This window comes from Microbacterium testaceum StLB037 (assembly GCF_000202635.1).
GTDB classification, from domain to species: Bacteria; Actinomycetota; Actinomycetes; order Actinomycetales; family Microbacteriaceae; genus Microbacterium; species Microbacterium testaceum_F.
This window is the reverse complement of record NC_015125.1, coordinates 899,304-911,512: the sequence shown is the minus strand read 5'-3', so window position 1 is coordinate 911,512 and position 12,209 is coordinate 899,304. Positions and strand designations below refer to the sequence as shown.

The 12,209-nt window shown below is 70.9% G+C and carries 13 protein-coding genes; 5 read left to right on the top strand and 8 right to left on the bottom strand.

Annotated features, from left to right (window positions below):
- Positions 1 to 17: 17 nt before the first annotated feature.
- Complete coding sequence (locus MTES_RS04210; RefSeq protein ID WP_013583958.1) at positions 18 to 1,460, bottom strand: glycosyltransferase; 1,443 nt, start codon at positions 1,458 to 1,460, stop codon at positions 18 to 20.
- Between the two features lie 146 nt (positions 1,461 to 1,606).
- On the opposite strand from MTES_RS04210, the gene MTES_RS04205 reads away from it, so the two are divergent.
- Entirely contained in the window at positions 1,607 to 2,296 is a 690-nt protein-coding gene (locus tag MTES_RS04205) for an esterase/lipase family protein (protein WP_013583957.1), read from the top strand.
- A gap of 2 nt (positions 2,297 to 2,298) precedes the next feature.
- On the opposite strand, the gene MTES_RS04200 is transcribed toward MTES_RS04205, so the two are convergent.
- From MTES_RS04200 to MTES_RS04190, 3 genes are read right to left on the bottom strand one after another with little or no spacing between them, the layout of a single operon-like run.
- Positions 2,299 to 4,149 (bottom strand): DUF2207 domain-containing protein, encoded by a 1,851-nt coding sequence (locus tag MTES_RS04200; protein ID WP_013583956.1) that lies wholly within the window; start codon positions 4,147 to 4,149, stop codon positions 2,299 to 2,301.
- Between the two features lie 51 nt (positions 4,150 to 4,200).
- Entirely contained in the window at positions 4,201 to 4,995 is a 795-nt protein-coding gene (locus MTES_RS04195) for a transglutaminase-like domain-containing protein (protein WP_013583955.1), read from the bottom strand.
- Positions 4,992 to 5,537, bottom strand: a complete 546-nt coding sequence (locus MTES_RS04190) for a MarR family winged helix-turn-helix transcriptional regulator (RefSeq protein WP_013583954.1) — start codon at positions 5,535 to 5,537, stop codon at positions 4,992 to 4,994. The genes MTES_RS04195 and MTES_RS04190 overlap by 4 nt, the downstream gene beginning before the upstream one ends.
- 96 nt (positions 5,538 to 5,633) lie before the next feature.
- Here MTES_RS04190 and MTES_RS04185 point away from each other — a divergent pair, with 96 nt between their 5' ends.
- On the top strand, positions 5,634 to 6,002 hold the full coding sequence (locus MTES_RS04185) for a hypothetical protein (RefSeq protein ID WP_013583953.1): 369 nt from the start codon (positions 5,634 to 5,636) through the stop codon (positions 6,000 to 6,002).
- A gap of 38 nt (positions 6,003 to 6,040) precedes the next feature.
- On the opposite strand, the gene MTES_RS04180 is transcribed toward MTES_RS04185, so the two are convergent.
- Positions 6,041 to 6,277 (bottom strand): hypothetical protein, encoded by a 237-nt coding sequence (locus tag MTES_RS04180; protein ID WP_013583952.1) that lies wholly within the window; start codon positions 6,275 to 6,277, stop codon positions 6,041 to 6,043.
- 131 nt (positions 6,278 to 6,408) lie between these two features.
- Here MTES_RS04180 and MTES_RS04175 point away from each other — a divergent pair, with 131 nt between their 5' ends.
- Positions 6,409 to 6,960, top strand: a complete 552-nt coding sequence (locus MTES_RS04175; RefSeq protein WP_013583951.1) for a hypothetical protein — start codon at positions 6,409 to 6,411, stop codon at positions 6,958 to 6,960.
- A gap of 53 nt (positions 6,961 to 7,013) precedes the next feature.
- Here MTES_RS04175 and MTES_RS04170 read toward each other — a convergent pair whose 3' ends face one another.
- Positions 7,014 to 8,384 (bottom strand): hypothetical protein, encoded by a 1,371-nt coding sequence (locus MTES_RS04170; RefSeq protein WP_013583950.1) that lies wholly within the window; start codon positions 8,382 to 8,384, stop codon positions 7,014 to 7,016.
- Between the two features lie 561 nt (positions 8,385 to 8,945).
- Between MTES_RS04170 and MTES_RS04165 the strand changes: the two genes are divergently transcribed.
- Complete coding sequence (locus MTES_RS04165; protein WP_080575356.1) at positions 8,946 to 9,614, top strand: DUF998 domain-containing protein; 669 nt, start codon at positions 8,946 to 8,948, stop codon at positions 9,612 to 9,614.
- Between the two features lie 2 nt (positions 9,615 to 9,616).
- Here the strand turns inward: MTES_RS04165 and MTES_RS04160 are convergent, their stop codons facing one another.
- On the bottom strand, positions 9,617 to 11,062 hold the full coding sequence (locus tag MTES_RS04160; RefSeq protein WP_013583948.1) for an ABC transporter permease: 1,446 nt from the start codon (positions 11,060 to 11,062) through the stop codon (positions 9,617 to 9,619).
- Positions 11,059 to 11,823, bottom strand: coding sequence for an ABC transporter ATP-binding protein (locus tag MTES_RS04155; RefSeq protein WP_013583947.1), 765 nt, complete (start codon positions 11,821 to 11,823; stop codon positions 11,059 to 11,061). The genes MTES_RS04160 and MTES_RS04155 overlap by 4 nt, the downstream gene beginning before the upstream one ends.
- A 143-nt stretch (positions 11,824 to 11,966) precedes the next feature.
- Here MTES_RS04155 and MTES_RS04150 point away from each other — a divergent pair, with 143 nt between their 5' ends.
- Entirely contained in the window at positions 11,967 to 12,185 is a 219-nt protein-coding gene (locus MTES_RS04150; protein WP_013583946.1) for a hypothetical protein, read from the top strand.
- Positions 12,186 to 12,209: the final 24 nt, after the last annotated feature.

Sequence of the window (12,209 nt, the reverse complement as noted above, 5' to 3'; positions counted from 1 at the left end):
GTCGAAGGGGACCGGATTCAGCGAACTCGAAGGCGGCGCCGGAGGACCTCACGGAATCTCCATGTGCGTCGACGCAGGCCCTGCCGGCGGGCGGCGCGGGTGAGCGTGCGCGCCCATCGCTCGAGGATCGCTTCCGCGCTGTAGAGCCGGGCCCGTGCGATGGCCGCACGACGCATCCGCGAGAGCGCGACGTCGTCCAGAGCCGTGGCCCTCGCCAGGGTGTCGGCGAGAGCCGCCACGTCCCCGGGCGGTACGAGCCACCCCGTCCCTCCGTCGTCGATGAGCTCCCGTGGCCCGTACGGTACGTCGTACGCGATGGGAAGACATCCGGATGCCATGGCCTCCGCAACGACCATCGAGAACGCCTCCGATCGACTGGTCATGAGCAGCACCGAAGCCCTCGCCAGAGATTCCGTGGCGGCGGGATCGAACCCTCGGAAGCGGATGGACGGGTCGCCTCCGGCGCGTGCCTCGAGCCGCGCCCGGCTCGGGCCGTCTCCATAGACGTCGAGCTCGAGGGTGGGCTGCTCGCGGCGGGCCAGGCGCACCGCGTCGATCGCGTCCTCGACGCGTTTGATGCCCGCCAGTCGGGAGAGCACGACCGCCCCGCGCCGAGGCGCCGCGACGTCGACGCCCGGCGGGATCGCGACCGGATGGGCCACGGCGGCCAGCAGGGGGAGGCGGCCCGCGTGGCGCCGGACGTCGCGCACTTGTCGATCGGTGCAGAAGACCACCGCGTCGAAGGCGCCGAGCCGGGCGAACACCTCGGCGCGGGAGGGGCGGATCGCCGTCCCGTCGTCGGTGAGGTGCGAGCCGTGGACCACGTGCACCACCACGACGTGCGGGCGTCGGTAGTCCGCCGCGAAGCGCGCCATCGCCTTGCTGTCGACGAGAAGGAAGGAGCGCTCGCCGCCGGTGAGACGGTCCAGCCACGCGCGGTACAGCTCGCGCACCCCGTTCCATGCCGCCCTCGGCGACCCCGTGTGGTCGCACGTGACGACCACGCGACGCACCCTGCCCGAGGCGCGCGGGACGTCGCGGCGATCGCTCGCCGCGAGCGTGCCGTCTGCACGTAGATGGTCGATCTGGAGGACGGCGCCGTCCGCGCCCGTGCGGACGCGACGTCGGAGCACACCGGCCGTCCGCTCCTCGGCCGCGGACGACGACAGGGGAGCGAACCCGTCGGCCTCCCGCACGCGTCGTCCGTCGAGATCGTTGTCCCGGACCCAATCCCAGAGGTTCGTGAGACGGACGCCGTCCGACAGGGCCCGACGCCGGGCGAGCTCATCCGCGATGTCGGCGGAATCCTCCCGATCGTCACACGTCAAGACATGGACGGGGGCGCCTCCACGCCGATCGAACATGCGGGACCGCTGCAGCATCGCGGCGGTCAGTCCGCCGAAGTCATGCGGGATTCCCCAGGTGAGGGCGAACTGGCGACCGGGAGGGAGAACCGTCATGCGGTGCCGGCGGGGATGTCGGGCGTGTCCATTCGGGCGACTCTACGTGTCCGGGCGCCGCTTCGCGCATCGTCGCGTCCCGGAGGGGTCGCCGGCCGCCGCGCAACCCGCGACCCGCGGGGGAGACCGTGGCGGAGGATGGAGGCATGCCCTCGGCCCCGACGCGACTCGTCGCCCTTGCCCGAAACGGTGGGTGGTGGGTGCGGGACTACCTCTACGCCGCCGTCGCACAGCTGCGCGGGATGGGCGGACGAGACCGGGCCGAAGACCTCGCCGATGGCGACGGCGTACCGATCCTGCTCCTTCCCGGCATCTACGAGACGTGGAGGTTCCTCGAGCCTCTCGCGCGTGCCCTCCACGGTCGGGGACACCCCATCCACGTCGTCACCGAACTCGGCGGGAACCGCCGACCCATCGCGGAATCCGCCGCCCGGGTCGCCCGACTTCTCGTCGCTCGGGACCTCGACGACGTCGTCGTGGTCGCGCACAGCAAGGGCGGACTCATCGGCAAACACCTCATGGCGTTCGACCCGGCGGGGGATCGCGTGCGCGCGATGGTCGCCGTGGCCACGCCGTTCGGCGGGTCGCGCTACAGCCGTCTCATGCCGACCCCGTCGCTCCGTGCCTTCCGCTCCGGTGACGCGACGATGCGCGCGCTCGCGGCGGCCGCGACGGTGAACACCCGCATCACCTCGGTGTACGGCGCCTTCGATCCGCACATCCCCGAGGGGAGCGAGCTGGCCGGGGCGACGAACGTCCGCCTGGCGACCGGCGGGCACTTCCGCGTGCTCGCGGACCCGCGGGTGATCGCCGAGGTCATCCGCGTCGCCGAGTGACCTCAGCGGCCGCCGACGCTGCCCCCGCCCATCCCGCCCCCGGAGAAACCGCCCCCGAACGACCCGCCCGAGAAGCTCCCCGAACCGCTGCTCGTCGTGACGGGGGTGCTCGCCGACTGCAGGGAGCTGAACGTGGACGAGAAGGCCGCCGTCGAAAAGCCGTTCGTCGCGGCGTACCAGGGGAGGTCATCGCCGGTCTCGCGCACGCGGGTGTCGAGCGCCTCCGCCCACTCCTTCTCCACACCCCAGACGACGGCCCACGGCAGGAGACGTTCGTAGAGGTGGAGCACCTGGGTCGGATCGTTCGCGTCGACCGGTCGCCGCTCGGCCCCCTCGGGGCTCTGCAGGATGCGCAGCCGGTCGGCTTCGGCGAGTGCCAGGTAGTCGCGTAAGCCCTTGAGGTGGTCGCGGGCCGCCGTTCCGGCATCCGTCACCCGGTCCCGATAGCGCAGGAACACGAAGCTCAGGATGCCGATGACCACCGTCACCGGAACAGCGGCGACCTGCCACCACGAGGGGTCCGTCCCCGCCGCGGCGACGATGAGCGTCGCGACCGCGACGACGAAGGCCCCGATGGCGAGTGCGATGGCGAGGGCGGATCGACCGTGCCGGGGACGCTCCGTCCAGCCCCGCCGCCGGAGTTCTGCGGCTGCTGCCCGCGGGAGCGCCTGCAGAGCGGTCGCGGCGTCCTGGTTGTGGGCGCCGAGCGATACGCGGGCTCCCGGTTCGGCATCCGCTCCGAAGACGGCGGTCAGCACGCCACGGTGGAGTGGGGTGGCGTCGTCCGTCCGGACCAGTTCCAGGGTCAGCCTCTTGGCATCCAGGGGATCGTCGATGATGCGGAGGTGACCGGCGATCGCCGCGTCGAGAATGGCCGCGGGTACTCCGGCTCGGCCTCGCTGCACCAGCTCGGCCCCCTCGAGGACGTCGACGTCATCCGGGGGACCGTACTCGGGGACGATCACCCCTCGGCCCTCGGCATCCCGCCCTTTCCGGCGGGCGACCAGAGCTGCTGCCAGCCCGGCGACGCCCAGCCCGACGGCGCCGACGGAGACACCACCGAGCAGGGGGGCGTTGTCGAACGAGAACTGCTCGAGAGGGGTGCGGGAGACCTCGCCGGGGACGAACGTGCCTCGCGCGAAGCCGACCGCGATGGTCATGTTCTCGCCCGGGCCGAGATCCGTGGCGCGGGCGGACCAGCTGAGGGGACCGCCCGATCCTCCCGCGCGGGAGATGTCGCACGGGGTGTTCGAGCCCATCCGACCCTGATAGCAGGACGCGGCGCCGTCGAGCGCGGCATCCGCCAGGTCGGCATCGACCCGGAGTCGGGCACTGACCTCCCCGAAGGGCTGTTCTCCGTCGGTGCCGTTGATGTCGCGGTAGAACTCGTCGGCGTCGGTGTCGACGAAAGAGCGGATCGTGTCTCGTTGCGTGTATGAGATGACGTAGGTCTGCACGCCGCGGACGTAGGTGTCATCCCCGGTGAGCACACGCAGCTCACGACGGCTTTCCTCCACCTCGTACGGCACCGGTGAACCGGATCCGTCCGTGACCGACACGATCTCGGTGTGCAGCGCGATGTCGTTGTAGGTGTCGGGGATGACGCGGACGATGCCCTTGTTCTGATCCTCATCCGGGAAGCGCGCGACGATCGTCTCCGTGACCTTCAGCGCCGCGTGCCCGTCCGGCGCCCGGGTCAGGAGCATGTCGGCGTCGAACGAGTCGAAGGTGAAGTCGTTCACGTCCGCCCGCGCGGACGGCGCCCCCGCGAAAACCAGCAGCAGCAGCGCGAGGGCGAACACGGCGGCGAGCGCGGCCCGACGGGGCCGGGTGGTCGAGGCGGCGGCATCCATCCTTCGACGGTAGCGAGATTCGATTCCGAGCGACTCCACCGCGAGGGGGAGTCAGGGAAGGAGCACGCTCACGGTCGGATCGTCGGCCGAGAGATCGTCGCCGGCGACGGCCATCACCTCGAGGCCCTCGAGGACGGCCGTGCCGGAGAGAGTCGTGAGGAACGCGGTGTCGGCGGCGTCCCGTCCGGTGGCGATCCGAACATAATCCGTGCGGGGCGCGAGCCGCGTGGCATCCACGACTTCCCACCGTCCGTCCACGAAGGCCTCGACGACCGCGTGGAAGTCCATGGGATCGAGCCCCGGCGCGTAGACCGACGCGAGACGTGCGGGCACACCGACGGCGCGCAGGAGCCCCGCCGTGAGATGCGCGTAGTCGCGGCAGACTCCCCGGCGCGACAGCAGGGTGTGGATGGCCGTGTCGGTCGGTCCGCTCGAGCCCGGTGTGTAGGACACGTGGGTGAAGACCCACTCGGGGATTCTGCGGACGTTCTCCGCGGGGCTCGCGCCGCCGAACCACGACAGGGCCGTGGCGGCGAGTTCGTCCGAAGGGACGAACCGGCTGGGACGCAGGTACCTCAACGGGTCGACGACACCGGATGCCGCCGGCTCGGACGGGCGTTCGGCCTCGGCGCGATAGCTCACCACGACGTCCCCCACGGGCAAGGTCGCACGGCGCAGGCGCGTTCCGTGGTCGTCGACGAGTTCATCCACCGCGACAGAGCGTGCCCCCACCGTGAGCGACAGCTCTTCGGAGGCGGCCCACCCCTGCGCGACGGCGATGGAGAAGATCGCCTCGGCTTCGCTTTCGACGCGAAGGTCGAGGCGCGCCGCGACGTGCGTGGTCATGCGGCGACGTCCGGGATCGCCGTCGCCGGAGGATTCGACGCGGGACCGGTGCCCACGCCGTCGACCGCGGTACGCATGCGCTCGAGGAACCGGGTGACGGCGGTCGTCTCGGCCTCGGTCATCCCGTGCGTCGCGAGCATCATCTGCGCGTGCATGGAACCGAGAACCTCGCGCATCTCGTCCTCGGTGTGAGGCGTCGCGGCCACGAGCACCTTCCGTCGGTCGCTGGGGTGCGGTCGTCGTTCGAGGTGGCCGGATCTCTCCAGACGGTCGAGCAGCGCGGTCATGGACGCGGTCGAGATACCGAGGTAGCGCGCGAGATCGATCGGGGTCACGTCGCGGCTCCGTCGTCCGTGCCGCGTGAGAAAGCGCAGCACGAGCATCTCGTTCTCGCCCATCGACATGGATGCCTGAGTGCGTCGTCGCATGGACATCTCCGCTGCCCGGTAGGCGCGGAGGGCCTCCATCACTCGCGCACCGCGATCGTCTTCCGCGCTGTCGCTGAACCAGTACGACGGGGGATCCGTGGCGATGTCGGTCATGGAAACCCCTTCGGAGAATGTTCCTTATATCTCGCTTGCCTATTCGCTAGTCTACCTAGTAAGTTCATTACCAAGCAACGAGGAGAGGAAAGCATCATGGCGAAGCTGTTCTACGGAACGACCCCCGAGCCGATCGAGATCGACGACCGGATGCTCGCTCACGTGAAGGTGGTCGCGGCCACCAAGCTCCGCCGCGGCGAGAGCTTCACCCTCTCCTGGACGCACCGGGCGGACGAGCCGGGCGGACGTTCCACGATCTGGCTCCAGCCCGCGATCCCCCTCCGGTTCGTCTTCGACTCGGAGCAGCCCGAGGCTCTCGACCAGGAGCTGCTCAAGCGCCTCGCCAACGACGCCAACTCTTCCCGCGGTCTCAGCCTCGACGTCACCGTCGAGAAGCAGGCCGCCGCTCCGGCCAAGACGCCTGCCCGTTCCTCCGCGCAGCGGTCGCTGGTCCGCGCTGCGTGACGGTCTCCGGCCCCGGCGTGCGTCGGGGCCGCGTCTGATCACTCGGGCGTGACGTCCTCCGGGGTCGACGCGTCGGCGCTCGCCCCCTTGGTGGCGTGATTTTCCGACCGCACGCGGGTCACGGCGGTCGCGAAGAGGATCGAACCCCCGACGATGAAGACGAGCTTCACCGACGCATGAGCGTCCGGCGGCAGGAACAGCGTCGGCGTGGCGAACACGAATGCCGCAGCGGCACTGAGCGCAGCGCCGAGCGGGAGCGAACTTCTCGAGGTCATCGCGTCTCCCTTCGCCTCGGACATCAGCCTAAGTGCGAGAGGCCCCTACCCGCCTCCGCCTCCTCCGTCTACGGGCGGGACGCCACCGCTCCGCGCGGTTACCGTCGCCGGAAACGACGAAGGGACCGTTCATGCGCAGCGGAATCGCTCGACTTCTCCTTGCTCTTCTGACGCTCACCACCCTCGCGCTCCCGACCACCGCGCACGCGTCCTCTGCGCCCCGGGTGACGGTTTCGCCCTCAGAGATCGCCGCCGGCGAAACGGCCACCGTGACGGTCTCGGGGCTGGACGGGGTCGAATCGGTGCGGTTCGTGCTCGACCCCGCCGACGGCGGCTCGTTCTCTCCGGACGGATCCGGCGCGGCGGACGTCGCCGTGACGAACGGTGAGGCGCGCGTCGACGTCACCGCGACGCGCAGCGGAGACCTGCTCGTCTCCGCGGACATCGGGTCGGCTTCGCGCGTCGAAGCCACCGTGACGGTCGCCAAGCAATCGACCCCCGAGCCCGCGACTCCGGCGAACTCACCCGCTGCGGGGGACGATTCGGCACAAGCGGAGCCCGACGCGGAGGCGGAGAACGGTCGGCTGGTCTTCGTGCTCGTGCCCCTGGTCGCCGCCGCCGTGATCGGGATCGGCGCGGTGCTCGTCATCTCCAAGAGTCGGCGCGGACGTCGGGGCGACTGACCCCGACCACCCTCGCCGGCGACATCAGGCGCCCCGGGGTGAGGAGTCGCGGCTCAGTCGCGCTCCGTCTCCTCGGCGCGGACCGCGTCGCCGTCGTTCTCCTCGACGGCGCCCTCCCTCGGGGAGTCGTCCGCGGTGTCGTCGCCCGTGGCGCCCTCGTCGGCGAAGTCGACGCCCGCGGACCCACCCCGCGGTGTCGCGCGGAGCAGCTCGTTCATTTCGGTCATGAAGCTCCCGACCTGCTGCTGCTGCCACCGCAGGTCGCGCGTGCGGTCCTCGGCATCCCGGAGGACGGATGCCGCGTGCTCGGTGATCTTGTCGGCGATGCGCTGAGCCCGCTCGCGGGAACCGTCGAGGATCTCCCGAGCGCGCACCTGCGCATCGGCCTCGGCCTGCTGCGCCTGGGCGCGAGCGAGGCGTTCGTAATCGTCTGCACGGGCGGAGATGCGCCGTGCGTGCTCGAGAGCGGCGGCCACCTGTTCGCTCGCATCACCCGTGATGCGCTCGGCGTGAGCGACGGCTTGGTTGTGCAGGACGAGGAACTCCTGTTGCGCCTCGTCCTGTCGACGGGTCAGCGACTCTTCGAACTCGAGCACGCGCGCGGTCATCTCGCGGACGTCACGCTCGGCCTTCGCCCGCAGCTCGCCGGTCTCTCGCGACACCATCGAGCGCAGCGCGGCCGCGCCCTTCTCCGCCTCGGTGCGGATCGCGACGGCCTCGCGCTCGGCCTGCGCCACCTTCTCGGCCGCGTGAGCGCGCTCCCGCTCGAGTCGGGCGGAATGCGCGGTCGACTCGGTCTCGATGCGCAGGTGCACCTGATCGGCATCGTGCTGCGCTTCGGCGCGGAGGCGGTTCTGATCGGCGATGGCCTCGTCGCGGATCGACGCGGCCTCGTCGTGTGCACTGGCCAGGAGTCGTTCCGCCTGTCCGACCGCGTTCTGCACGAGAACACCGGCCTGTTCTTCGGCGACCCGGAGGATGGCGTCGAAGTGTTCGCGACCCCGTTGAGGGTCGTCGTCGTCGCGTGTCGCGAACTCGTCCGACAGGGCGTGGACCTGCGACTCGGCATCGGCGGCTCGTGCCGCCGCCGCGCGAAGCTGCTCCTGAAGCTGGGTGACCTCCTCGGAGTAGCGGTGGGCGGACTCCTCGAGCTCGGCGTCGTGCTCGGCGCGCTGCTGCGCGAACATCGCTTCGGCGCGCCGCTTGGCATCCTGCGTCTCCTCGGCGGCCCTCCGCACGCGATCGGCGAGCTGCCGGATCGCCTCGTCGACGGCCTCGCGGTCGTATCCGCGGAAGCCCACCGGGAAGACCGTCGTGCCGTCGGAATCCTCCGCCGTCGACAACAGCTCGTCGAGGAAGGCGTCGTTGTCGGCGCCTTCCGTCCCCTCGGGGCGGTCGTTCGCGATGTCGCGGTCGTCGGTCACGGGCAGTCCTCCTCGCGGTGTCGCGTCCGGATCGCGGACGCCCCTCCGATTCAACCGCACGAGAGCAGCGGTGGGGGAGTTCGAAGGAGGTTCCAAAGGGGATGCGCGGTCTCGACAACCGGGTGCCGTGGAGCGAGACCGCGCATCCTGGGGGCGAGCGACCGTGGAGAAGAGGGTGCTTGGGGGAGAACCACTCAGGATCGCTCGTGACGAGACTCGCACGTGCGGTGGGTCTCGACGCGGTCGAGGACGCATTCCTCACCCGGACAATCGCCCCCCTCGGTGTTTTTGCTCACGCGGTGAGGGGTGAGACCCCTCGCCCGGGGGCCGTCCGGAGGGAGACGAGCAGAGCCGCGGCGGCGGCGACACGGCCCCCCGGCACGGTCACGCCCCGCAGGCTCTGCCCGCTGAATCAGCATCCGACGGCTCCCGCCGGTGCCGCCAGCGCGGCCGGGGTGAAATCACCCCGCGCCGGCGTGCACGTCATCCCCGAGGCGAACCGAGCCGACGCGTGGCCGCACGGTATGGTTGCCAGGCCCCTGACGACGCGCGGAGAGCTGAATGACCCAGACGACAGAGCGGTCCACGGGCACCCCCCGGGTCCGGCGAGAGCATGCTGTCGTGCTGGCGACGGTCGGTTCGGGCGCGGCGTTCGCCAGCGCCGCGCTCATCTGGCTGACGCGATCGTGGGAACCGAGCGTTCACTACGTGAGCCAACTCGGCGCGACCGGGATGTCCACTGCGCCGGTGTTCAACCTGGCGTTGCTCCTGCTGGCCGTCGCCACCGTCCTCGTCGATCGAGCCGTGGTGGGGAGTACGCGCCCGTATCGAGTGGGGTGGCCGATCGCGACGACGCTCGTCGCCTGCGGCCTCTGCTTCGCGCTCGCCTCCGTCGTGACGTGCTCGCCCGGGTGCCCTGTTCCGTTCACGCCCGGCGCGCTCCCGCAGGATCTCGTCCACATCACGTCCGCGGTCACCGGATTCGTCCTGGCGATCATCGCGATGGCCCAGGTCGCGACTCTGCGCCGCCGCCCGTGGATGCGCGCCGCGAGCATCGCCACCCTCGTCGCTGTGGGCGCGACGTCCTTCACGGGCGCCATGATCTCGCTGTTCCGGGGCGACACGGTTCTCGGCGGCAATCTGGAGTTCACGGCGGCGACGCTCGCCATCGCCTGGTTCGGAGTCTTCGGTCTGCAGGTGGCGGCGGACGAGCGCGCCGCCACCTCCTGACCTCAGACCTGTGCCGCCAGGGACCTCACCGGGCTGAGTCGGGTCGCCAGGCGGGCGGGCACGATCGACGCGACCAGCGTGAGCGCGGCCGTCGCTGCGACGACCGTGAGAACGATGGATGCCGGGATCGCCGGCGCGACGAACACCGGCCCGTCCACGAGCCCGGCGGCGTGCGGCATCCATCCGAAGAGGGATTGCGCTCCCGCCCAGCCGTAGACCGTGCCGAGCAGCAGGCCGATGGTCACCGATGTGACGACGACATGCGTCGCCTCCCAGACCACCATCGTGCGAACCTGCCGCACCGAGAGTCCGAGGGCCCGGAGAAGGCCGAGTTCGCGCTGTCGCTGCAGGATGCCGAGCATCAAGAGGTTCACGACGCCGACGGCGGCGATCACGGCCGAGACGCCGACGAGACCCATCATCACGCCCGTGAAGACGTCGACCGACAGCGAGAGCTCCGCGGGGATCTCCTCCCCGAGGACGACGTGGAAGAAGCGGGTGGACGTCGTCGATGCGACCGCGAACATGGTCACCAGGGTGACCCCCATCACCACCCCGATGGCCATGCGGGACGAGCGCTCCGAGTGCCGCAGGGCGTTGGCGGCGGCCATCCGTGCGACGACGCTGCGTCCGAACAGTCCGCCGACCGCCCGAAGGGCCGGGGGCATGAAGAGCGTGGCCCCGAGCGCGATGCCCGAGAACGAGAGGGCGCCCCCCGCGAACGCGAACAGGATCCCGGATGACGACACCCCGCCCATCACGATGCCCACCGCCAACAGGGCGGCGCCGACAGCGACCAGCGCCGCCGCCGTGAGGTGCCGACCGCGACGGGCGACCACCCGGTCGCGCGGAGCCTCGACCGAGTTGGACAACGCTTGGAGGGGGGTGACCACGCCGACCCGACGGGAGCCGATCCACGCGGCCGCCCAGGTGACGAGGATGACGGCGATGGACGGTGCCGCCAGATCGGGACGGAGGATCGCCCAGTCCACGCGGAGTCCCCACGCGTCGGATGCGAGCCGGAGCCCCACGACCGACACGGCGAGCCCTCCGATCAGCCCGGCCGCCGCACCGAGAGTCCCCAGGACGAGACCTTGGCGGGCCAGGACCAGCCGTTCGCGTCGCGCGGACGATCCCAGCAGACGCAGAAGCGCGATGCGACGGGTCCGCCCGGCGACGACGGTGGCGAAGGTGTTCGCCGTGACGATCGCGCCGACGTAGATCGACAGGCCGACGAGCACGGACGTGACGATCGTGAGAGCGGCCCGCACCGCATCGACGCCCTGCAGCTGGGGTTGGGCCTGGATGAGGGTGGCCAGGTACTCGGTCACGGAGAGGAGGACGACCCCGAACGCGGTCGAGATGGCACCGACCAGAACCGTGGCCGCCATGCCGGGCTCACGGAGCCACGCGGTGCGGCCCGGACGGGTGCGAGCGGCGGTGCTCATGCCACGGCCCCTTCCGCGCGGAGCATGAACGTCGAGATCTCCTCGGCGGTCTGCGCGGGCTTGTCGGCGATGATGCGGCCGTCGGCCACGAAGACCACTCGATCCGCGCGGCTCGCGGCGACGGGGTCATGGGTGACCATGGCGATCGACTGGCCGAACTCCTGGGCTGCGGTGCGCAGGAGCAGCAGCACCTCGCGGCCGGACCGCGAGTCGAGGTTGCCGGTCGGCTCGTCGGCGAAGACGAGGTCGGGGGCCGTCGCGAGGGCACGGGCGATGGCGACGCGCTGCTGCTGGCCGCCGCTCAGCTGATCCGGACGGTGGTTCATCCGCGCTTTCAACCCCAGAGCGTCGACGAGGGTCGCGATCCTCGACTCCTCCTGGGCCGTGGGGCGCCGGGCGTCGAGATCGAACGGCAAGCGGATGTTCTCATCGGCGGTGAGAGTCGGAACGAGGTTGAAGGCCTGGAAGACGAACCCGACGCGGCGGCGGCGCAGGACGGTCAGCTCGGCGTCCGACAGGCCGGTGATCTCCTGGCTGCCGAGCCAGGCGCGTCCGCTCGTGGGCGCGTCGAGACCCGCCATGACGTGCATGAGCGTCGACTTTCCAGACCCGGAGGGACCCATGATTGCGACGAACTCGCCGCGGCGGACGCTGAGGGAGACGCCGTCGAGCGCGTGGACGGCGTTGGCTCCGTCGCCGAAGGTCTTCGTGAGGTTCTCGACGCGGGCGGCGAAGCCGTCGTCGATGGGCGAAGTGATCATGAGTTCACGCTACGAAGCGCGGCTTCCCGCCGCGTCAGCACCGGGGAGGACATCGCGAGAGCGGAGTCATCCTCGAGGGTGACGGACAGTACGCGCATCGTGACCCGGCGCGAACGCGCGGGACGAACCGTTAGCGTGGACGCGTGAACCGACGACTGCTCTGGCGCATCCTCGTGTGGGTCGCCCCGGTCGCCGCGCTGCTCGTCGTGCTCGCCGTCCTCCGGGGAGCGGGTGTCCCGCTGACGTTCCCCGGAGTGCTGCTCACCCTGGTTCTTCTCGTCGTCGCTCGATTCGTGGCCGTGCGTGCCCGTCGCCGTTCCGACCGTCGCCGCGCCGATCGTCGCCGCGCCGATCGTCGCTGACGGACCGGCGCGGCGACAGCGTCG